Raw genomic sequence first — 23,025 nt, 5'->3', positions numbered from 1 at the left:
ACCACCTCATTTTAATTTAATTAATATATATTTTAATTATTAAAATATATATTAATTAAATTATATGCCGCCTTGTTTTGTCAAGAACAAAAAAATTGATGAGCTTTTTATGGATTTTTTAGGCAATAAAAAAAGGATTTCAATTTTATGAAATCCTAAAAAATTTTATTCATTAACTGATTAACCTCACGCAATATTTTTGTCATGTCTACCAGTTTTTCCTGTGGAAACTTTAAAAATAAATCTTGAACCTTTAATTCACCATTATTAGTTAACACCATTTTTACTACACGACGATCTTCTTGCTCTCTAATACGTTCTACAAATTCTAATTTCTCAAGTTTATCGCACATGGATGTAACGGCTCCTGGCGTCACACTAAAGAACTCAGCAATTTCTGTTGCCTTCATACCGTCATTAGTTTTTAGCTGAAGTAGGAGGATCAATTGGTTTTGCGATAATGATTCTCCCTCAGATAAGAGATTTACAAACATTTTTGATTTATTTTGTATTTCAAGCATCTCTCTCATAATCGTTTCCACATTGTGCAATTGCTCATTTTTTGACATAGTATCACTACCCGTTAAAATATTTAATAACTAAATTATATAGTAAATAAATAATGTGAGCTACTATCGTTATCCTTAAGAGAACTGATTCCTTGTCATTGTAGAACACAGAAGCGACCCATCAGACGCCCCGAGGAAGCTGTGCTCTGTGCGAAAGCGAAGCGACAACAACAAAGTACCCAGTCGAAAGGAAATCAACCCCATGTTTTAATGAAGAGCCAATTTATTTCAAAAACGTATCGCACATCCATTCATAAAATTTTTCCTTCTCTTCAAATTGTGGATAATGAGCGGATTGTTCAAAGGCAATAAATTCTTTTTTATCGGCTTCAATCATATCAAAGTATTTTTTTGCTGCATTAGATGAAGTTTGATAATCATATTTACCCATAACAAAATAGCATGGTAATTCAAGTTTTTTTACTTTAGTAGGTAATGGGTTTTTCATTACTTCCCCTAATAGAGTTCTTTGAGAATAGGATAACCCATAGTTGTAACGAATCACATCTAATAAGTTATACTCACGACTGAATAACATACTTATGATATTCCCATCAGGGTTATCAATAAGTCTTGTAGCTCCACCATATTTTGCAATATACTTCCGTGGAATAAACATCTCGCCATTTTCAACTTGTTCAGTTAACCCTTGTAAATATAAAACGTCATCTTTATTGCCGGCATTTTCAGCTTGCTGAATAACGTAATTCAGACCGTCAATCTCGCTCCCTGCTGGATCACTCATCTGTCCAATTCCAACATATGCTGTAAATTTTTCAGGAGCTTTAGAGGCAGCTTGCGTTGCAATATACGTACCATAAGAATGGCCAATTAATATTACTTTTTCTTTGCCAAGACGATCTGATATATAATCCGTCAAGGCCAATAAGTCATCTACGAGTAAGTCTGATGAAAGATTAGAATAATCCTCAAAAAAATGATAGGATTTTCCGCTCGCTCTTTGGTCGTAATTCACGACCGTAAAATCGTTTTCCAATAAGTTTTGATACTTACTGGCATAAGGTATTTCTGAACATCCAGGCCCTCCATGGACAAAAATAATAACGGGATTATCCTGATCTTTGCCGCGTATCATAACTTCATGTTTACTTCCATTTATCTCTACTTGCTCTAATGCACTTACACTGTTATTACCTTTAATATGGGCAGTCCATGTAGGGAATAAAAGCGCTGTTATTAGTAATACGATAGTAATTATTCCGGTGAATTTTATAAATTTCATTATCTTTTTCATCTAATCCCCTCTGTGAATGTGAATTATAATCGAAATTTTTAGACTCTTTTAGGGAGAGTTGTTGAATTGTACATTTTTCTTTTATAAACATAAAAGTACATACTAAGGGGCCACCAAAGGACGACAAAGATTGGATAAAACGCCCATATTACGTTTGGAGAAGAGACAACGTTTACTGTAATAAAAAAGATGCTGATCAGTATTGTAGCGGTAACAGAGAATGCTACAAACGTTTTTCTTTGTGCGTGGTATAAAGCTAATGGCCACCAAATGACTAAAAATGCAGGATAAATCGCCCAAGGGTATGGATGGGATAAAATAATATTTAATAAAGAATAATAAATGATGGTACTTGCACAGCCAATCAGCGCAATCTTTAATGTTTTTGCTTTTTCCTCTAAATACATAAGAATTGGCCACCAGATGATTGGATAAACCGCATAAATGAACCATATATGATCGGGGGAGTATAAATAATTTTCAATGATAAGAAAAGCAATAATCATAGCACTGCAAACTAGAGAATATTCCTTATACATTCTTTTAGACATGAAAAATAAAGTAATGGGCCAAAGCAGAACAAGTAAACACGGGTAAATGAACCAAATGGTCTGAGGTGATGTCGTATAATTGACGATTCCTAAAAAAAACATTGTCATTAAACTACCAATAATCGAAAAGCTAATAAAGTTCTTCATGTTTTATTCACTCCATTTCTTACGTGACCAAACGAAGTACATTGATAGGGGCCACCATAATATTGCGAAGATCGGATAGATTGCCCATATTGTATGTGGCGTATAGTAGAGATTAATAAATATAAAAAATACAATAATTAAGCCGCTACCCCATATAGAGAATTCTAAATTTAATTTAGCCATGTTTTTCTTTTCGGGCTTCTTCACACCTAATTCCTTTTTTAAATCTTCAATATCTCCAAACTCTACGATGGCTTTGTTAATGGCATCCTCTTGTTCTTTCCCTTGATCCATCAAATAAAAAACTTTTTCTTCAAGATTTTGAATGATTTCTTGTTTAACCATCTCGGTTTCTTTATTACGAGGAATGTCTTTAAAAAGCTCATCAATATGGTTTTTTATTTTTTTCATTCTAAGCCCTCCATAAATAAGTCGATAATTTCTTTTACTTCCGACCACTCTTTTACTAGCTCATTTAAATAAGCTTTACCTAATGGGGTAATACGGTAATACTTTCTTTTGCCTCCGTGTGAAACATCACCATAATAGGCTTCAATAATTTCCTTTTTCTCAAGGCGTTGAAAAACTGCGTATAACGTTGCTTCTTTAATTTGAAAACGATTATTTGTGCGGATACTTATTTCCTGAGAAATTTCATAGCCATAACGATCTTTCTCTAATATTAGCCTTAAAATAATGGAATCCAAGTGTCCGCGGATGATGTCACTTCGAACCATAAGTCACCTACTTATTTTTTATTGCTCTATCTGTCAGAGTAATATTAACAAACATTACTCTGCCTGTCAAAGTAATTTTTCCAAATAGGTCCATATTTCTGTTTAGAAGGATCATCATCAAAACGTGTGGTTGATTTCCGTTCCGGCTGAGCGCTTTGCCGCTGACGCTTCGCTTTCGCGCAGAGCAAGCTTCCTGGGGGCGTCCGATGAGCCGCTTCACTCGCGATGCTCGCTCCAGGGTCACATCTGTGACGCTAATCCCCAAGGAGTCGCCCAGCCTCCACTTCAATCAACTTATTTACATAGTAGACGTTTTAATAAAAGTCACCCACGATTTTTGGTGATGAACTATCAAGAAGCAATCAATCAGAGATTAAAAAATCCCCATTCACTTTAGAAGTAAAAGAGGGATTGGGGATATTTATTTAGAATTGAATTAGGATGAAAAATCCTTAAGGGGAACTATTCTTAGATTAACAATTTCTATTACATATACAATGCTGCAAGGAATATACCTAATGCCTCTTCATAGATGTCGTCGAATTGGCTAAGTGGAAGTGGATTTGTACCACTACCTAATTCAACAGTGAATCCAGGTCTACGCCAATCCTGAATAAACCAATCCTTATAGCCCGCATAACTGCCTGCCGAATTGATAGGCTCGTAGCCACTAACCCGGCTAAACTCGTTAACAAGGGTTTCTGATTCTGGTGGTTCGAGATTTTCAAACCCCCAATAAATGACTCTACCTTGTGTATGAAACGCAAGAACTCTGGCAAAATCGCGCTTCCTTGTTAAGTCAGCCATAGCGATGGCCTCAGGCTCGGACAAAGGTTGTTGGCCTCCAAAATCTCTTGGACCAGGTACTTTTGGATTTCGTGCTCTTTCAAGCTCCCATTTTGCAGGGAACTGGTCGTTCAAATCAACACCATGTATATTTGCCTTCCAACCAGAGAAATCGGTGTTACCGTTATTCCAAGTAATAAGTTGGTTTCTTAATGCTTCGTCGTTAGGTGGTCCTTGTAATACTAAATCAACACCATCGGGATTGACCATCGGAACGATAGAAAGGATTGTTTGCTGGTAAAGTGGGAGAAGGGATAAACCGCGAATTGTATTTTGATTAGTGAGAGAGAGTAGGTAGTCATTTATAAAAGTTAAAATAATTGGAGTTGTCATCCATTCATTTGCATGAAAGGAGCCGTTATAATGGACACGCTTAGCTCCATTCCCGATTAGAAGCTCTGGAATTTCATGCTGTAAAACAGAATGTCCAATTGTAGAGCTTTGTAGAAACGGATAAGCATCGATTAGTTTTTTAATATCGTTCATCATGGTCGTGTAAGTATAATTTTGTTTCCCATTGATGAGCCTCCATGTGATTCGTTGGGGAATGCGAATTGTCTGCCCAATGTGTAATTGATTTGGATTAAGCCCAGGATTGACAAGCAAAATGGCCACTAATGGGAGATTTCTGCTTTGGGCTATTTGCCAAAAAGTATCTCCTTGCTTTATTTGATAATTGACTGTAACAAACCCCGGAATTCGAACGCGCTGTCCAACCCTTAAATATTGAGGTTTAATAGATCGATTCGAATCTATAATTAGTTGAAGAGGTATTTTAAACACTTCACTAAAATGCCAAAGAGAATCCCCAGGTCTTACGAAAATGTCCACAATTGTTCTCTCCTTACTATTAATTATGCCTCGACAAAATTGGCCAATATATAATATATATGAAAAGAATATGGGACTTATTATCTTTTAACTTCAAGTTGTGGATGACAATTGTAAAAACGTATGCCATTTATCTTCATTCAGTAGTAGACTATTACCTTTAAAGGTAATGAGATGAATGTGGATATGGTTCCCTTTCAGTTGGTGTCCAAACAACTACAGAAATATGGGAACTCAGTCGCAAAACGCCACGTCCTGTAACAATTTATCTGTGTTAAAACCGCAATTTGGCCAAGGTGAAATCAACCACACAATATGGTGATAAGCCCTTTTAATGTGAACTTTGTTAAGTATTCCTCGCAAAGAGATTCTTCTCTTAACCTAAGAGGAAGAAACTTTGTTACTGTTTGATGTACAATAATACTAGATAGTAGAGTTTACGTCAGATAAAGGTAGGAAAGCAAATGTTAAATAAATTAAAGATAAGTATACGAACGAAAATTACGTTAGGCTATATTGTTATCATACTTTGTTTACTTGCATCAGTGATCATCTTAAATCATCAAATTTCCTCGCTACAAAAGGAAAGAAATTATATTATCGAGAATAACTCAAATATACATACACTAACCAATCGCATAGAAAAATACATTTTAGATATGGAATCGAACCAGAGGAGTTTTGTTATTACAGGTGAATCAATCTATTTAGAGTCTTATAATGTGTCTAGTGAAAAATGGGAATCTGATTTTAATGAACTTTATGAGATTATAAAAAATAAACCAACACAACAGAAGTTAAATGAGATAAAGGCAACGATAGAGCATTGGATTACAACAACAGGGGACCCCTCTATTAAATTAAAAAAAGAAAAAAATAAAGAAGCGTTATGGGAACTTTATAAAGTAGATATAAGTCGTAAAAACATGGAAACGATACGAGATCAGTTTGACTCACTTCGTTCAGAAGTAATTGCAACTATGCAAGCCAAAGTGCAAGATTTGGACAAAAGAAATGGCATTGTAACACTTACATTGCTTGGTATACTTGTATTTATTTCTGTTGTTGCGATTATCAGTGCAAGTAGTATTTCTCGTTCAATCGTAAAAACGTTAACAGAGGTTACACGAACAATCCGAGAAATCACTTCTTCCAAGAGCGGTCAAAAAGGAAGAATTCATGTTAAAACAAATGATGAAATCAATGCTCTTGCAACTGCTACAAATGAGTTGTTAGATTCACTTGAGAGAAGAGAATGGCTACAGTTCAATATCGCAGAAATTGTTACAAAATATCAAGGTATTTCTGTTATCACCAAATTAGCTGAAACCTTCCTTTCAGAAATAGCGCAAAAAACGCAATCATCCCTTGGCGCATTTTATGTTCGTGAAATTACTGATAATCAAATACAGTTTGTAAAAAAAGCTGCTTTTGCGGAACCAACAGATAACGTTGGAGTAGAGAGCTTTAAACTGGGGCAAGGCTTAATTGGACAATGTGCTCTAGAAAAGAAGGTTTTAATTTATAATGATATTCCAGAAGATTTCCGTTTAATCGGCACTGGTTTAGGGAAAATACCGCCAAAGGGTATTTTTATCGTCCCTATTATATTTGAAAATGACGTAATCGCTGTTGTTGAGTTAGCTACAATAACTAGCTTTAATGAGCTGCAGCAGGAATTAGTGAAGCAAGTTATCGAAACCTTAGGATTAACGATCAATAGTGTCCTAGGGCGTATGGAAATTGTCCGTTTATTGAAAGATTCAAGAGCTATGACAGAGGAATTACAGGCACAATCTGAAGAGCTTCAGGCACAATCAGAAGAATTGCAGCTACAAACAGAGGAACTGACAATGATTAATGAACAATTGGAAGAAAGAACAAAAGAGGCAGAGTTAAAGTCGAGAGAATTAGAACAAGCTAAAAAAGAATTAGAGGAAAGTGCGGAACAGCTGTTACTAAATTCAAATTATAAATCTGAGTTTTTAGCCAATATGTCACATGAATTACGAACGCCACTGAATAGCATTTTAATTTTATCTGAAATGTTAGCTGAAAATAGCCAAAATACATTATCAGAAGAGGAAGCCGAATATGCAAAGGTTATCCATTCTTCAGGTGGAGATCTACTGGCACTAATTAATGATATTTTAGATTTATCAAAAGTTGAGGCAGGCAAGCTTGATATTTATTTTGGTGAAATGAATATGAGTGAGGTTCCTGTACAAATTGAGCAAACCTTTGCGCCTGTTGCAATGAAAAAAAATCTACAATTCTATATTTCGAAAGATGAAAGTGTAGTCGATATTTTCTATACTGATGAACAAAGATTCCAGCAAATATTGAAGAATTTATTATCAAATGCCTTTAAATTTACAAAGCAAGGCTCAGTTCGTCTGGACATTAAACAGCTTAGAGAAGAACAGTTAACAAATAATATGAAGGATGTTAGTGCTGACTGGTTAGAAATCATAGTTTCCGATACAGGTATAGGGATTCCTAGGGACAAGCATCAGCTTATTTTTGAATCATTCCAACAGGCTGATGGGGCAACGATACGTAAATACGGTGGAACGGGTCTTGGCTTGTCCATTTGTAAAGAGCTTGCGAGATTACTTGGCGGCTGGATTTCTTTACAAAGTAATGAAGGGCAAGGTAGTGCATTCACACTAACCATCCCAAGCTTGCCAAATGGCATCGAGGAGCAAGAATGTCTTGAACTTGCTATTCATGAGGTAGGGGCTACCAATGAATTAGAAGAACTAATGGAAGAACAGCTATTGGAAACTCAGGATTTCTCTCAACAAGAGGTAGAAGTTTTTCAAGGGAAAAATATTTTAATTGTAGACGATGATTACCGTAATATTTATGCATTAAAAAATGCACTCGAAAAACGAGGTATGAATATCTTAGTTGCTAAAGATGGGATAGAGTGTTTAGATATTATGCAAGCTAATGATGAAATTGACCTTATTTTGATGGATATTATGATGCCGAATTTGGATGGCTATGAAACGATGTCGATTATACGCAAACAAATGAAGAAGACGGATTTACCGATTATTGCTTTAACAGCGAAGGCTATGAAAAATGATCGAGATAAAACATTAGAGGCGGGTGCTTCAGATTATATAAGTAAGCCGTTAAATTTAGATCAATTAGTATCCGTTTTAAGAGTATGGCTAGTTTCTAAAGGGAGTTAATAAAATGGAACGATTTCCTTTGCTGAAAAAAATGCATACAGATTTAGAAATTGATTTATTACTAGAGGCTATTTATCGTTTGTCGGGCTTTGATTTTCGGCAATATAATCGATCTTCTATATCACGGAGGATTTATAGTAGGATGGGGATGAGTAATATCCCAACGATTTCTCGTGTACTTGAAAAAGTAATACATGAAGATGGGTTTTTAGAGCAACTATTGAATGATTTTTCGATAAATGTTACTGAAATGTTCCGTAACCCTAGTTTTTTTAAGGCTTTTCGCGAAGAGGTTGTACCTTTTTTAAGAGATTACTCTGAAATTCGGATATGGCATGCAGGATGTTCTACAGGAGAGGAAGTATACTCCATGGCTATTTTGCTACAGGAAGAAGGGTTAATGGATAAAGCGGTTATTTATGCTACGGATATGAACGAACAAGTATTGGAAAAGGCAAAAAAGGGAGTATTCCCGATTAACAAAATGCAGGCATATACGAAAAACTATATGCTTGCTGGCGGAATCCATGCTTTTTCCGAATACTATAAAACAGATTATCAATATGCTTATTTCCATCCGGCACTGTTAAAAAACATTATATTTGCACAGCATAATTTAGTAACAGATCAATCGTTTAACGAATTTCATGTCATTATGTGCCGAAATGTTTTGATTTATTTTTCACCTGAGTTACAAAGCCAGGTTCATCATTTGTTTTCCGAAAGTATAAGTGATAATGGATTTTTATGCTTAGGCGATAAAGAGACACTACGATTTGAAGGTGTTATTTCAAAATATAAAGAAATCGTAGGCAATGAAAAAATATATCAGAAGATAAAGTAAGATAAAAAATAGGCTGTTGTCCAAGTTTCCCACAATAGAGACTTAGGCAACGGCCACTTTTTATGTAATTTAATGTGCCTGTATCATTAATACGCACATATCATCTGGCTGATTTCCTTGTTTCTCTTTAGGCAGTATATGGTCAATCAGACGTCGAGAATGATCCCATTTCGTAGATATTAGCGTTTGTAAATGCTTCTCGGATTCCATTTCACATGGTCCCATTGCCTCCAAAACACCGTCCGTATATAAAATAATTTGCACGCCCTCATTGTATTGAATGAATTGCTTTTGCACGTCAATCTCATCAAAAAAGCCGACTGCGCAGCTTCCTCGATTTAAATGTACGAGCGTTTTTTCATCAACTAGAGCATAGCCAGAAGGATGACCGGCGTTTACATATTCAATGGTTTTTTGTTCTGTATCAATCACTAAATAAATAGCTGTGAAATAAAAAAGATTGTCCTCTTTTCCGTTTCGTAAAATTGTCATATAACGGTTTAACTCTTTTATAACTAATTCGGGATCTTCTAATTGTTTAACAGCTTCTCTTAGGACAGAGGAGATAAACATACAAACAAGTGCTGCAGAGATACCATGTCCCATCATATCAAGCAAAATGCAGGCGTATCGGTGATCATTTATTTTATGCCAATAATACATATCACCTGCTAAATTAGAAGAAGGAAGATAAGAGACCTCTATTAGAATATTTTTCTCGTTTAAAGGGGCGCTCAAAAGGCTTCTTTGAACATGTGTAGCCAAGTCTAATTCGTATTGAATTTTTTTTTCTTGCTGAGTATGCCAATCTAATTCTGCTTTCAATCGTAAAGCAACCCGAATTCTAGCAAGAAGCTCGGTTTTATTTATTGGCTTTGTAATATAATCTACACCACCGATATCAAGTGCTTCCGCAAGCGTGTTTTTATCTTCTAGAGCGGTGACAAAGATAATTTGAATATCCTTTAATCGTTCATTTTGCTTAATGCGTTTGCAAGCTTCAATACCGTCTACTTCAGGCATCATAATATCTAATAAAATTAAATCCACTGAATTTCCTGTTGGATTTGGCGCATCTAACTGTAAATAATCAAAAAGTTCATAGGCAGATGTTAGAGAAACACAGTTATCATAACCTGCATTTTTTAATATTTTTTCAATTACAAATAGATTGACTTGATTGTCATCTACAAGAAGAATGGTCATAATTATTTCCCCTTATTCTGTCTGAATTAGTGCAAATTATTTATGAATGAAATTTAATAACTCTCAACTTTATTATACAAAACATTAGAGAATAACGGTATTTTGATCAATTGGGGGAATTTTAACCGTTTTTTAGTAGGTAGTAAAAATATATGAATAAGTAAGGGCCAACAAGAAAGAGTCAGCCCCAAAACGTATTTTTTCAAATTCTAGCCTTTTTAAAGCCACTATAAATATCATATGCATTTGCTACGATGGTGATCGCTATGCTGACGAATAATATTCGATCTATAGCTACTAAAATCTTAGCGGAGGTCGTTTCCGTAATCGCAGCAATATAAGGTACAGCGGGACTGTGTATAAAATCAGGTTGAATAGCCATTAGGATAAAAACAATGATTCCTGTACATTGAAGAAGAGCATTAACTACGGCAATTAACATTGTCCATTGGCCTTCCTTCAATTTCCATAATGTTAAAGCTACACTTAAAACGATACAAATTAAAATAATTGGTGCAAAGGAGAGTAAGACTTCCTGATTGAATATAGGCATAATAAATTTAAAGCCGCCTTTATTGTGAGAAGTATAGATTCCTATAAGGTGATGAGCATTGAAATAGACAAAGGAGAAGATAGCAATACCTACAAAACTTAAAATATTATCATTAAGCGAAATCGTTTTTTCTTTAGGAATTATTTTAACTTTAGTTAAATCATCAGGTGTCCAATCTGGATGGTCCTTTAAAAGGGGTATTCGAATATTATTTTCTCCAGATCTTTCTATGACAATAAAAGTAACTGTAATCCAGAAGAGTACGTAGATGATTACTGAAATAATATGAGCGATAGTTAAAGAAATCGTTTTAATAATAGCAGACAGAAGAGCGCCACCTTCTTCATTATAAAGCACAATACTTTCTATCATCTGTACAATAACTGTAATAATTATTGCCCAAGGAATAACTAATTTTATTGTCCTAATATAAGTATCAAACACTTTTGGACCGATTAATAATCGTGGTGTGTTTTGATAGCTTGCTGCAACTTCTACAGGACTTCCTAGCTTCTTAAGTACTTCCTTAATATCTGATTCTGAATAATCTTCAGGTAACATATTTTCAATAGTAGATCTTAACTCTAGACTGGTTTTATCGCGTTTTTCTTTGCGGATTCTCCTAGTTACTTCATGAATATATACATCAATCAGATTCATTCTTTCCGTCTCCCTTCAATAATTCATGCTGTTCCAAGTACATAGCTGTACATTCCTTTTCGAGCTGAGCTATATGTGCTCAACCCATCCTATTTCTGAGTTATTTATAATTACTTCCTAATGCTCTAATCGACGAAGTAACGAGATCAGTTCATAGTTACTTCTGAATGGCTTGAATAGGGGGCTAGCCGATAAATGATTTATGTAGTTGATCTAAAAAAGCACTAATAGTCCACCACAGTTTTTTGCGCGTGGTAATATATGTTATTATCAAGAACTAAAATTAATGTGAAAAAACCGTGCTTAAAATAAATTCCATGTAGGGTGGGAATGTATATGTGAATCATTTGAAGATTATTGAAGGAAGAAGACTGTATACATCAGGAAGGTTTACTGAACAAAAGAGCCCTTTTATACACAATCAAAACAACGAGGCATTATTTTCAGTATTATGGGTTTTGCGACTCCATCATTTTGAAATGAACCTTAATTCCAATGAGGGGAGTCGACCTAATTTATAGTTGATGGCCTTCATGAAAAAGAAAAGGACGTTAACGAATACAGAGCTCGTTGTCTAAGGTTCAGGGGTTTTGCTTACTGTAATAAAGCTATTGTTCTTTTTTCATAAAGAGTGACGAGCGTACAGGTCGTTCCAGCGGCGTAATATTAATAATAAAATAGCTAATAATTAATATTAAAATAATAAGTGAATAAATTAATGTATTAATGGGATGGTCATGCTCTACGATAATTAATCGAATCATGGCTGTAATCCCTATATATATAAAATACCTTAGTGGAAAATGATAACTCTCTTTAAAATATTTAATAATCATCGTGATAAATTCAAAATACAAAAAGAAAATAAGAATGTTAGCGAGGAAAAGCTTATAGTCTCCGCCATCATTGTTGAATAATAAAATATTTAGGAATTGAATGAGTTCTTTGCAAAGTAGGAAGGATAAAATGAGTGCTAAAAGTACAAGGCAAACATTTAGAAACAATTGTAAAGATTTCGGTACAGCCTTTATTAATTGTAAGTAAGTCGAGTTCTTTTGGTTCACAGAATTCCTCCAATCTTGTAAATCGTCCTAAGTGATAATGAAAAAAAACTAAATGGAGAACAAATAATCATATGATTGAGTGTCATCATTTTATGATTTGAATATAACAAATTATCGTAAATGTATGAGCATTTATTTGTAAAGTTTTGGTGTATATTGGATTATCACCGAAAGCTGTGGATGATATTTTGTTAAAACGTATGTTATGAGTATAGGTTGAGTGGAGGCTGGCGACTCCTTGGGGATCAGCGGACGCCCCCAGGAAGCTTTGCGCTGTGCGAAAGCGAAGCGACAGCAACAAATGTTTTAACTGTGCGAAAGCGAAGCGACAGCAACAAATGTTTTAACTGTGCGAAAGCGAAGCGACAGCAACAAATGTTTTAACTGTGCGAAAGCGAAGCGACAGCAACAACAAATGTTTTCTGTAGCGAAAGCAAAGCGACAGCTACAAATGTTTTATCTGTGCGAAAGCGTAGCGACAGCTACAAAGCGCCCAGTCGGAACGGAAATCAACCACACGTTATAGTAATGAGCCTATATATTAGCGAAAGAAAGTTTTTAAAATAAATTAGCTGTATGCTAAAATAGATGTGCATGAATATAAAATTTAAAAGGGGTTTTTAAAATGGCTAAAGCAGCAAAAACAGGAAAAATCACACCAGAGCGTTTAGAGGAAGCATTAAACGTACGTGATCGTCTTATTATCGAGTTACTAGTACAAGTACTTGATGAAAAGCTTGTAATTGAACGTCCAGTATTACGTGAGCGTGTAGCAAACCTTGTAGACCTATCTGATCATGATGAAGAATTAAAAGAAACGATCCACGCTGTTATTAACAAACTATAATCTAAAGGGAAATGCTACACTTCATTGGTAGCATTTTTTCTTTTGCTGAAAAGATATGTTTTCAACAAAAGAATCCGTCAACCAAGAGCCGAGAACGCTCGGGTAGTCCGAAAAATTGCTCAGTGTTTGCCCTAGGAGAAACGGAAACCAACAAAAAACCAAACAAGAATTTATGCCATTCTTGTTTGGTTTTTTCTAGTTTTTAATATACTTTATCTCCATTAAAAATAGAGTTTTTCACAATTACATAATCTACATTTCGAATGGCATCAAGTTTATTGCCACCTGCATAAGAAATAGACGATTGAAGATCTTGCTGCATTTCAATTAAAGTATCTTTGATGCTGCCTTTATGTTCAACAAACATCTTTTTACCTTCAACATTTTTACGTTCGCCTTTTTGGAATTCAGAAGCAGATCCGAAGTATTCCTTCACAGTTTTACCGTCGATTTCGATTGTTTCACCAGGTGACTCCTCGTGACCTGCAAATAATGAGCCAATCATCACCATTGAAGCACCAAAGCGAACCGATTTTGCAATATCACCATTTGTACGAATACCACCATCAGCGATAATTGGCTTTGTTGCAGCTTTTGCACACCAGCGTAGTGCAGCTAGCTGCCAACCACCTGTACCAAAACCAGTTTTGATTTTAGTAATACATACTTTACCTGGTCCAATACCAACTTTTGTTGCATCTGCACCAGCATTTTCAAGTTCACGAACTGCCTCAGGTGTGCCCACATTACCAGCAATTACAAAGCTAGTTGGTAGATGTTTTTTAATATGCTGAATCATACGAATAACAGCATTTGAATGCCCATGTGCAATATCGATTGTCATAAAATCAGGCACTACATTAGCAGCTGCTAATTCTTCAATAAATGTATATTCTTCATCTTTTACACCAACACTAATTGATGCGATTAAGCCACGAGCTTGCATATCTTTGATGAAATCGATACGAGTTTCTGGATTAAAACGGTGCATGATATAAAAGTAACCGTTTTCAGCAAGCTTCACAGCAAGACTTTCGTCGATGATTGTTTGCATGTTTGCTGGTACAACAGGAAGCTTGAATGTATGACCGCCTAAAGTAACAGAAGTATCACATTCTGAGCGACTTTCTACAATACATTTTGCGGGAATTAGCTGAATATCCTCATAGTCAAATACGTTATCCATTATAAACACTCCTAAAATACGAATATTTTTTAAGTTTTAATTTAAATCGTTCGTCATTTGGTAATTTACATTATTTTCGAGTAAATGTCAAAGCTTTTATCTAAATTAATAAAAAAATAGCAGGAAAGAACAGGAATTAAGCGAAATATATAGATATATCACTTTTTGTTAGAGTGGGAAGGCGGTGTAAGTTTACTTTATTCAAAAGTTAAAAGTAGTTAGTGGAAATCCTGAGCTTTTGTAGGGGAGTAAGCTGTCATTGTTTTTCAAATGAAGGAAAGTAATTTATTGATTCTAAGATTTGTACTATTAGTTATTAACCGTGTAAAATAAAATTGTTTCGAAAATGACAAAGGGAGTGTTGGAAATGGCAGTAGAGGTTTATTTAAATTTTAATGGAAATTGTCGAGAGGCTGTAACTTTTTATGAGACAGTTTTTAATACAAACAAGCCTGAAATTATGACGTTTGGAGATTCACCACAGAATCCAAGTTATCCATTACCAGAGGAAGCAAAAGATCTTGTCATGCATACGCGACTTTCGATTTTTGGTAGCACTGTAATGTTTTCAGATACATTTCCAGGACACCCATTCACGATTGGAAACAATGTAACATTAGCCGTTGTCTCAGGCGATGAGGCCCAGATGCGAAAAGCTTTTGATGGCCTTAAAGAAGGTGGCAAAGTTACGATGGAGCTACAAGAAACGTTTTGGAGTAAATGTTATGGCTCCCTTACTGATAAATTTGGTGTTGAATGGCAATTTAGTCATGAGGAGAATAGATAAAATTACTATTAAAAAGCACGATGTTTTTGGAAAGTTCCCCATTAACATCGTGCTTTTCTTTTTAGTATTTAAAACGATTCACATAGCTTTGTAATTCATCAGCCATATCGAGAAGTTCTTTTGAGGCTACAGCCATTTCCTGCATCGAAGACAATGTTTGTTCAGTTGAAGCGGCAACTTCTTCTGACGCTGCAGCATTTGTTTTAGCATGATCTGTTAGCTCTATAGCTGTTGCAGAAACTTCTTCGACTACTGCTGACATCTCCTGAGCTGATGCAGATATATCCTCCATTTTCGGAGCAATTTCGTGGAGACGCTTAATGATACTTGCAAACTTTTTACTTGTATCTTCTGTTAGCTGTAAACCATCCTGGACATCGGCTGAAGTTTTTATCATTGTTTGAACAGACTTAGCCGTATCTTGCTGAATGCCAGAAATTAGTGCAGAAATCTGCTCTGCCGATTGATGAGATTGCTCTGCTAACTTCCGCACTTCATCGGCAACTACTGCAAAGCCTTTCCCGTGCTCTCCAGCTCGCGCTGCCTCAATAGCAGCATTAAGGGCAAGCAGATTTGTTTGCTCTGAAATAGCGCTAATAATTTCTAAAATAGAACCAATTTCTTTTGTTCGATCATAGAGTGATTTAATCATCGTATCCGATTGTGTCACAGATTCATGAATCGAGACCATTTGATTAACAGTTTGTTCTACTGCTTGTCCGCCTTCATCGGCCAATTGTATAGCACGGCTCGATAAATCGGAAACCTGCATGGAGCTATCAGCGATCTCGACGACTCCTTTTGCGATTTCCTCAATAGAAACAGCATTTTGGTCAATACCAGTTGTTTGTTTTTCTGTACTGACAGCAACCTGCTGCATAGCTTCAGTAACTTGTTCAGAAGCAGCGATATTTTGTTCGGCATTCGCAGATAAGCCATGCGCCGAAGTTTGAACATGTTGAGAGCTTTGATCAACGTTACGAATAAGCTTTTTTAAGTTAACCTTCATGGCGATAAAAGCTTCTCCAAGCTGTCCAATCTCATCTTTCGAATGATTGTCAATAAACTCTGTTAAATCGCCCTCGCTAATTTTTATAGCGCTTTGTTTAAGTCGATTGATCGGGTTAACGACTGATTTGATCATGAATAGCATAAAAATAATGCCAACAGTAATAGAAATGGCGATAATCACCAAATTGATATTAAATGTCGAGGCAGCAGCGTTAGCAGCCTCAGCTGTGAACATGGTACCAACGACTTTCCAGCCTGTTAGCTTATTTGTAACAAATTGAAGTTGTCGATCTTTTTCTATAACAGTACCACTATCTTGTTCATAGATTTTAGTAATATAGCTTTCTGTTGCTTCAGCACCACTTTCTTTATTTGGGTGGGCAATATAAATTTTATTACTATCTAAAAGTGAAGCAAAGCCAGTTTCTCCAATGCGTATATCATTCGTGATGGTACTTAATCTAGATATATTTACATCTAGCCCTATTACCCCTGAGCCGTCTGGTAAAGCCTGAGTAATCGTAAGAACGATATCACCTGTAGTCTGTGTAACGTATGGAGCTGTAATAGATACTTGGTCTTTGTTATCTACAGCTTGCGTATACCAAGATCTTTTACGAGGGTCAAACCCACTAGGGTATTTTTGGGCAGGTTCATCCAGTAGTCTGCCATCAGAAGTTCCGATATAAATTAGCTCCACCTCTGGATGCATGTTCATGTATTCGTGGAAAAGAGATTTAAGTTCTGTAGTTTTACCTTCTTGTAAATAAGATTGATGGAGCTTGTTTGAAAAATATTGAACGTCTTTCACTTTTGGCTCAATCGTGTTAGTAATATTCGTATTAAGCATGCGCACACTTTCAGTTGCGCTTGCTTGCTGTTCTTTTGAAATTTGCCTTCCAGCACTTTGGTAAGACACAATTCCAATTAACAGTGTTGGAATGAGAAGCATTGCTAAAAACGAAAAAATGAGCTTTTTCCTTAAACTTAGTTGTTTCACTTGAATTATCCTCACTATGATATAGTATTTTAAACTTTTTTATCACCAAATATTGAGTAAGTAATAATGCCTGAGTGGATGGTGATAAAGTCTATACATTTACTTTCTATGTAAACAATAGATAGCTAGGCTCATTTTACCAAAAATAAGATAAAAGTTAAGCATTTTATAATAACTGTTCACTATATAGTAGATTTCTTCAATAAATACTTTAAAATTCTCCTAAAAACGATAACCGCTAAATGACATATAAAGCTACTTTTTGATGTATACTAATGCTCAAAAGAGGAGGGAATTGTTTCATGATTCGACAAATTGGACAAGTAATGTTGTATGTAAATGATCAAGATACTGCCGTGAAGTTTTGGACAGAAAAAGTTGGATTTGTTGTAGTTGCTGATCAGGAAGAGGGCGGAGTACGCTGGATTGAAATTGCTCCTACTAAAGAAGCTCAAACTACCTTTGTTTTACACAATAAAGAAATCATTGCAAAAATGCAGCCTGACTTAAATTTAGGAACACCTTCTATAATGTTTTATGCCGAACATATAGAAGATCTATATCAAGATTTTCAAGCAAAAGGCGTTAAAGTAGGGGATTTAGTCATGATGCCAATGGGTAGAGTTTTTAATTTTGCTGATCACGAAAATAATTATTTTGCATTAGTAGAAAAATAAGCCTTGTCTACCCTAGAAAAGGCAAGAATCTGTCCAATTTCGATGCGGAAATCAGGCAAATTCTTGCTTTTTCCTTATATAAGGACATGGTAACTTATTTTAAATCTTCTCCAAAAATCGCTACAGTTTGACGGTCAACGCTAAATTTATTGCCATCCCATTTCAAAATATTATCTACATAACCTAATCCATCGGCATGAAATCTGCCTGCTATAGCCTGATACGCTAAAATTTCATATATGCCATCTCGTTCATAGTCGACCGGATATAATCCGCTGATTGGATCAACCCATCCTTGAATTGGTTGCTTTAGTGTACCGTCTTGATTATAAATTTCTGCTAAATAATCCTGACCTTTGTATTGTAAATCTATGATATATTGTTTTTTGGGATTCATGCTACGGACGGCTACTTTATATTGGTTTTGATAATTAACAGTGTATTTTAGCGTATTACTAAACGTTTCTGCATCAAAAATTGAGCGTATTTTCCCGTTTATTGAGGCAAATATTTCGCCATTGATAATACCGCCACTACCCCCCGTGTCAGAAATAGCTAAAATATCATCTTGATGATTCCCAGTAAAGTCACCTAAAAATATAGTTGGGTTGTACCCGACGCTTTGTTTTAGCATTATTTTTTCGAATTGGTGCGTCTGTCCGTAAAATATCGCAAGCGTTAGGTTTTTCCACAAAGGGCTATCTGGTGTTTTATTCCCCATCAAAAGAACAGTTTCAAGTAAGCCATCCCCATTAATATCTCCAAATTTCGTCTGAATAACCTGAGGGGTCATAGGCGAAATAGGCATATTATTTAAGGCTGGATTCATATTATTAGTCATACATGCACCTCTTTCTATAGTGTTAGCATATGCTGTAAATATGGCTTGGTGAAAAAAGAAGACATGTAAGTAATGGATATAAAACTTATAAAAAAACTTGTTATTATCCCATTGACATTTTTAAATGTGAAAAGTATTATAAATGTCAACGAATCAGAAAATTCAGTACCACACATTCTCTTGCTACAAAACGTAGTTAGAGATTTTTTACAACATTAATTCTTAGTAAGTATATATGTTTTATACATTTTGGGAAGAAGGAGATTTTCTTGAAAAATTTATTTGTTAAAACAAAGCAACAACAGCATTGGCTCGATCAGCTAGCATCTATTTCGGAGTCAATTAAGGCTGAAGCTAAAGAAGTAGATGAACAATCTCGTTTTCCATTCGAAGCACATAAACTACTTCTGCAAATTGGTTATCCAAAACTAACTTTACCGAAAGAATTTGGCGGTGAAGGATTATCAGTCTATGATATGGTACTCGTTCAAGAAACGTTAGCAAGCTATGACGAAAATGCTTCACTCTCGCTAGGATGGACATTAGGTGTTGTAGGTGAACTATATGAGAAAAAGCTATGGACAGACGATTTACTAAGTTCGTTTGCTCAGGAAATAAAGAACGGTGCAATTATAAATAGGGCTGCGAGTGAAGCGGCAACAGGTAGTCCAACGCGTGGAGGGCGACCCGGAACGAATGCTGTTTCTAAAGAAGCTGGTTGGCTCATAAATGGGCGTAAAATCTTTACGACAGCCTCCCCAGTACTAGATTACTTCTTAACATCAGCATGGATTGAGGAGAAAAATCAAATTGGTTACTTCCTTATTCATAAAGATGCCCAAGGGCTTTCAATCGAAGAGAACTGGGAAATGTCTGCAATGCGAGGCACAAGTAGTCATGACCTAGTGTTAAAAGATGTAATCGTTCCTTCAAATCATTTAGTAGAGTTACCAAGTCACCCAAGTGGCGGCAAAATAAATGGTTGGATTCTACATATACCAGCAACATACTTAGGGATTGCGCAGGCAGCCCGCGATTATGCGCTGCATTTTGCAAATCATTATCAACCTAATAGTTTAAATGCTCCCATTAGTACATTACCTAATGTGCAGCAACTCCTAGGTGATATTGAATTAAAGCTATATCAAGCGCGTTTTGTACTGTATGGGGTTGCCGAAGCTTATGATGACCCAGCTAGACGTGAGCTTTTGGTAAATGAAATGGCAGTTGCTAAGCATACCGTAACAAATTTGGCGATTGAAATCGTCGATAAGGCAATGCGTGTAGTAGGAGCTAAAAGCCTACAATTAACGAATCCATTACAGCGTTATTATCGAAATGTTCGTGCAGGACTTCATAATCCACCGATGGATGATATGACAATTATTAAATTGGCAAATGCCGCAATTGAACAGCAAAAATCGACTGAACATCAATTACAAAACAATGGAGAAAAGAATAAGGGGAAATGACATATGTTTAAACAAAAGAAAAAGATTTTCCAATTGGCTGCAATCGGGTTAGCATCACTTGCTATTTTAGCAGGCTGTAATTCTGGTGAAGCTTCAGATAAAGATTCAGAGGATAGCGGGAAAGTACGTACAGTGAAGGTTGCATTTGACCAGGCATCTAAGCCAATTAGTTATCTTGATGATAACGGAAATCCGACTGGCTACGATGTGGAAGTCATGAAGTTAGTGGATGAACAGTTACCTGACTATAAGTTTGAATTTGTAGGCACGACTAGTGATGATTTACTAATTGGTGTTGAGCAAGGGAAATATCAAGTAGGAATAAAAAATGCCTTCTTTACGCAAGAACGTACGGAAAAGTTTATTTTCCCTAAAGAATTTTTAGGCTTAAGTAGTGCGGGTTTAGTATTACGTAAAGAGGATGAAGGCGTAAAAACATTAGCCGACTTTGCGAATAAGGGTTATTCATTAGCTCCAATTGCTGCGAATAATGCTCAATACACAATTATTGATGAATATAATAAAGCCAACCCAGACAATAAAGTGAAATTACAGGCTGGTGATGCGTTCACTGTCGATGTTGTGCAATGGGTAAATGAAAAACGTGTCGATGGCGGTGTCATGATTGAAGGTCCATTTAAACAACAAGTTATAGCAGAAGATGGCCCCTATCATAATTTAAAGGATGACGTAGTTTACAACGAATTTGCCGTTATTAAAACATGGCCGTTATTCAATAAAAAAGAACAGGAATTTGCAGATGCTTACGATAAAGCTATAGCAAAAATTAAAGAGCAAAAGAAAACAAATGAATTAAGCACTAAGTTTTACGGTCGAGATTTATTTGAAGTGTTAGAAACCGTGAAGCGCTAATAGGCGGTAGCGGTACTACCAAATAAAAGGCTGTTGAGTCAGTATACTCAGCAGTCTTTATTAATAAAAAGAGAATTATTGTATCAGGTGTGTTGATGAGGGAAAAATGTTGGTCAATTGTTGGGTAAAAAAGAATTTTTTGTGATTTACCTTATAGATGAGCATATTTAGCTGATTGTAGTGAAAGGCTACTTGACTCCCGTGGGAAAGCGAGACAGACGAGACCCTGAGGCCAACATGATGTTGGTCACGAAGGCATTGTCACAGGACGTGACGCATTTAGCCTTCGTTCCTTTAGCGAAGGAAGCGGCTCGTCACTCGCCCGCCGGAAAGCAAGTAGCGCGTAACGGAAATCAGCGTCTTCTACTTAATTTTAGTAATTAAAAATGGCTAATCAACACACCTCTTATTGTACATCTAAATAGAAGTTGGTGAGGAAATGGAGAAGTATTTTGATTCATCATACATTTGGAACTCAATTCCTGTATTATTGCCGTTTTTAAAAGTGACCTTCCTAGTCGCAGGATCTTCAATTGTACTAGGCACAATATTTGGCTTACTATTAGCGGCTGCCAAGTTAAGTTCAATAAAATTGCTACGAAAATTAGCGAACTTATATACAACGATTATGCGTTGTACACCATCTATCGTCTTATTATTCCTCGTCTATTATGGTGTTCCAGCGTTAGCGGAAAACTTCGGCATAAATCTCCATTCAATTGAAACAGCCATTTTCGTAGTCGTAACGTTCACTTTACAGTTTGCGGCGATTATGTCAGAAGTTATTCGTTCTGCTTATTTAGCGATTGATAAAGGGCAATTTGAAGCGGCTGTTAGTGTGGGATTAACGCCAGTCCAAGCTTATCGCCGTATTATTTTCCCGCAGGCACTCGTTATCGCTTTACCGAACTTTGGGAATGGAATGATTGCGTTATTACAAGAAGGAGCGCTTGCTTATACAATCGGCTTAATTGATATTGTCGGTAAGGCAAATTTAATTATCGCAAGTAATATTAATGCACATGCATTAGAAATATATATCGCTTTAGCCATTGTTTATTGGGTGCTGTCGATTATTATCGAAAAATTCTTCGCTATGCTAGAAAAGTTTTTTGGTAAGGGGAAAAAGACATTAGAAACAACGTAAGGAGGCGTAACCGTGAATTATCAATTTTTAGTTGAAACATTTTTTGTTGCATTATCAGGTGTACCTATCGCACTCCTTGTGACAATTGTTGCTATGCTTGTTGCTTTACCACTAGGCTTCCTACTAGCACTAACACGGGTCAATAAAATCCCGGTGATCCATCATATAGCAAAGATATATGTCTCCTTTGTCCGAGGTACACCGATAATCATTCAAATCTTTATTATTTATAGTAGTATTCCATTATTACTTAAAATTATTTTTGAAAAATATAATATTGCCTATGACATTTATAAAATCAATCCAATCTGGTATGCATTTATTGTCTTCGCATTTAGTACGACGGCAATTTTAATAGAAGTATTTCGTTCTGCTTTAAGTACGATTGATAAAGGTCAGCTAGAGGCAGCTCAAGCAGTAGGCTTAACAACATTTCAAGCTTATCGCCGTATTATTATTCCGCAGGCTTTAGTAGTAGCGATGCCGAATATTTGTACAGCCACAGTCAATCTCATTAAAGCGACGTCTTTAGGCTATGCAATGTCCTTACCTGAAATTACATTAAAAGCTAAAGTAGCTGCCAATGTTGGCTACAATTACGTGGAAGCATATATTGATATTTTCATTGTGTACTTAATTTTATGTAGTACGGTTGAATACATTTTTAAACGATATGAAAAACATTTAAGTAAATTCAAAGTGGCAAAAGCCTAAGGGG

At 35.7% G+C, this 23,025-nt stretch carries 21 protein-coding genes; 9 read left to right on the top strand and 12 right to left on the bottom strand.

The window, feature by feature from the left end; all coding sequences use genetic code 11:
• Positions 1–155: 155 nt before the first annotated feature.
• The 6 genes from ACVYAD_RS12460 to ACVYAD_RS12435 all read right to left on the bottom strand — a co-directional run bounded on the left by ACVYAD_RS12460 (position 156) and on the right by ACVYAD_RS12435 (position 4,936).
• Positions 156–569: a MarR family transcriptional regulator gene (locus tag ACVYAD_RS12460; protein ID WP_476426633.1), complete on the bottom strand. Its 414-nt coding sequence runs from the start codon at positions 567–569 to the stop codon at positions 156–158.
• Between the two features lie 223 nt (positions 570–792).
• Positions 793–1,824: an alpha/beta fold hydrolase gene (locus ACVYAD_RS12455; RefSeq protein WP_476426632.1), complete on the bottom strand. Its 1,032-nt coding sequence runs from the start codon at positions 1,822–1,824 to the stop codon at positions 793–795.
• Positions 1,825–1,862: 38 nt separating this feature from the next.
• Entirely contained in the window at positions 1,863–2,522 is a 660-nt protein-coding gene (locus ACVYAD_RS12450; RefSeq protein WP_476426631.1) for a hypothetical protein, read from the bottom strand.
• Between the two features lie 3 nt (positions 2,523–2,525).
• Positions 2,526–2,933, bottom strand: a complete 408-nt coding sequence (locus tag ACVYAD_RS12445; RefSeq protein ID WP_349660202.1) for a permease prefix domain 1-containing protein — start codon at positions 2,931–2,933, stop codon at positions 2,526–2,528.
• Positions 2,930–3,259 (bottom strand): PadR family transcriptional regulator, encoded by a 330-nt coding sequence (locus tag ACVYAD_RS12440; protein ID WP_053482886.1) that lies wholly within the window; start codon positions 3,257–3,259, stop codon positions 2,930–2,932. The genes ACVYAD_RS12445 and ACVYAD_RS12440 overlap by 4 nt, the downstream gene beginning before the upstream one ends.
• Positions 3,260–3,745: 486 nt before the next feature.
• Positions 3,746–4,936 carry a M14 family metallopeptidase gene (locus ACVYAD_RS12435; protein WP_476426630.1) on the bottom strand — a complete coding sequence of 397 codons (1,191 nt, stop codon included), beginning with the start codon at positions 4,934–4,936 and terminating at the stop codon, positions 3,746–3,748.
• 464 nt (positions 4,937–5,400) lie between these two features.
• On the opposite strand from ACVYAD_RS12435, the gene ACVYAD_RS12430 reads away from it, so the two are divergent.
• Complete coding sequence (locus tag ACVYAD_RS12430; RefSeq protein ID WP_476426629.1) at positions 5,401–8,139, top strand: ATP-binding protein; 2,739 nt, start codon at positions 5,401–5,403, stop codon at positions 8,137–8,139.
• A gap of 4 nt (positions 8,140–8,143) precedes the next feature.
• A complete protein-coding gene (locus tag ACVYAD_RS12425; protein WP_476426628.1) occupies positions 8,144–8,983 on the top strand; it encodes a CheR family methyltransferase in 840 nt (279 codons plus the stop codon).
• Between the two features lie 69 nt (positions 8,984–9,052).
• On the opposite strand, the gene ACVYAD_RS12420 is transcribed toward ACVYAD_RS12425, so the two are convergent.
• The 3 genes from ACVYAD_RS12420 to psiE form a co-directional block, all read right to left on the bottom strand.
• Positions 9,053–10,189 carry a SpoIIE family protein phosphatase gene (locus tag ACVYAD_RS12420; protein ID WP_476426627.1) on the bottom strand — a complete coding sequence of 379 codons (1,137 nt, stop codon included), beginning with the start codon at positions 10,187–10,189 and terminating at the stop codon, positions 9,053–9,055.
• Positions 10,190–10,391: 202 nt separating this feature from the next.
• On the bottom strand, positions 10,392–11,402 hold the full coding sequence (locus ACVYAD_RS12415; RefSeq protein ID WP_476426626.1) for an HAAS signaling domain-containing protein: 1,011 nt from the start codon (positions 11,400–11,402) through the stop codon (positions 10,392–10,394).
• Positions 11,403–12,010: 608 nt separating this feature from the next.
• Entirely contained in the window at positions 12,011–12,466 is a 456-nt protein-coding gene (gene psiE, locus ACVYAD_RS12410) for a phosphate-starvation-inducible protein PsiE (RefSeq protein ID WP_349660208.1), read from the bottom strand.
• 625 nt (positions 12,467–13,091) lie between these two features.
• On the opposite strand from psiE, the gene ACVYAD_RS12405 reads away from it, so the two are divergent.
• Positions 13,092–13,313: a phosphate-starvation-inducible protein PsiE gene (locus tag ACVYAD_RS12405; RefSeq protein ID WP_068985751.1), complete on the top strand. Its 222-nt coding sequence runs from the start codon at positions 13,092–13,094 to the stop codon at positions 13,311–13,313.
• Between the two features lie 202 nt (positions 13,314–13,515).
• On the opposite strand, the gene guaC is transcribed toward ACVYAD_RS12405, so the two are convergent.
• On the bottom strand, positions 13,516–14,499 hold the full coding sequence (gene guaC / locus ACVYAD_RS12400) for a GMP reductase (RefSeq protein WP_349660209.1): 984 nt from the start codon (positions 14,497–14,499) through the stop codon (positions 13,516–13,518).
• Between the two features lie 367 nt (positions 14,500–14,866).
• Here guaC and ACVYAD_RS12395 point away from each other — a divergent pair, with 367 nt between their 5' ends.
• Positions 14,867–15,286, top strand: coding sequence for a VOC family protein (locus tag ACVYAD_RS12395; RefSeq protein WP_349660210.1), 420 nt, complete (start codon positions 14,867–14,869; stop codon positions 15,284–15,286).
• 61 nt (positions 15,287–15,347) lie between these two features.
• On the opposite strand, the gene ACVYAD_RS12390 is transcribed toward ACVYAD_RS12395, so the two are convergent.
• A complete protein-coding gene (locus ACVYAD_RS12390) occupies positions 15,348–17,297 on the bottom strand; it encodes a methyl-accepting chemotaxis protein (protein WP_349660211.1) in 1,950 nt (649 codons plus the stop codon).
• 302 nt (positions 17,298–17,599) lie between these two features.
• Between ACVYAD_RS12390 and ACVYAD_RS12385 the strand changes: the two genes are divergently transcribed.
• Positions 17,600–17,974: a VOC family protein gene (locus tag ACVYAD_RS12385; RefSeq protein WP_197142626.1), complete on the top strand. Its 375-nt coding sequence runs from the start codon at positions 17,600–17,602 to the stop codon at positions 17,972–17,974.
• Positions 17,975–18,068: 94 nt separating this feature from the next.
• Here ACVYAD_RS12385 and ACVYAD_RS12380 read toward each other — a convergent pair whose 3' ends face one another.
• Positions 18,069–18,815 carry a hypothetical protein gene (locus tag ACVYAD_RS12380; RefSeq protein ID WP_476426625.1) on the bottom strand — a complete coding sequence of 249 codons (747 nt, stop codon included), beginning with the start codon at positions 18,813–18,815 and terminating at the stop codon, positions 18,069–18,071.
• Between the two features lie 269 nt (positions 18,816–19,084).
• Between ACVYAD_RS12380 and ACVYAD_RS12375 the strand changes: the two genes are divergently transcribed.
• The 4 genes from ACVYAD_RS12375 to ACVYAD_RS12360 all read left to right on the top strand — a co-directional run bounded on the left by ACVYAD_RS12375 (position 19,085) and on the right by ACVYAD_RS12360 (position 23,021).
• Entirely contained in the window at positions 19,085–20,287 is a 1,203-nt protein-coding gene (locus tag ACVYAD_RS12375; protein ID WP_476426624.1) for an acyl-CoA dehydrogenase family protein, read from the top strand.
• A 3-nt stretch (positions 20,288–20,290) separates the two neighbouring features.
• Positions 20,291–21,160 carry a transporter substrate-binding domain-containing protein gene (locus tag ACVYAD_RS12370; protein ID WP_349660214.1) on the top strand — a complete coding sequence of 290 codons (870 nt, stop codon included), beginning with the start codon at positions 20,291–20,293 and terminating at the stop codon, positions 21,158–21,160.
• Between the two features lie 439 nt (positions 21,161–21,599).
• Complete coding sequence (locus tag ACVYAD_RS12365; protein WP_349660215.1) at positions 21,600–22,307, top strand: amino acid ABC transporter permease; 708 nt, start codon at positions 21,600–21,602, stop codon at positions 22,305–22,307.
• Between the two features lie 12 nt (positions 22,308–22,319).
• Positions 22,320–23,021, top strand: coding sequence for an amino acid ABC transporter permease (locus tag ACVYAD_RS12360; protein WP_349660216.1), 702 nt, complete (start codon positions 22,320–22,322; stop codon positions 23,019–23,021).
• Positions 23,022–23,025 lie beyond the last annotated feature (4 nt).

The sequence above is a fragment of the Lysinibacillus sp. G1-3 genome, assembly GCF_056322905.1.
This window is presented reverse-complemented; position numbering and strand designations above follow the sequence as displayed.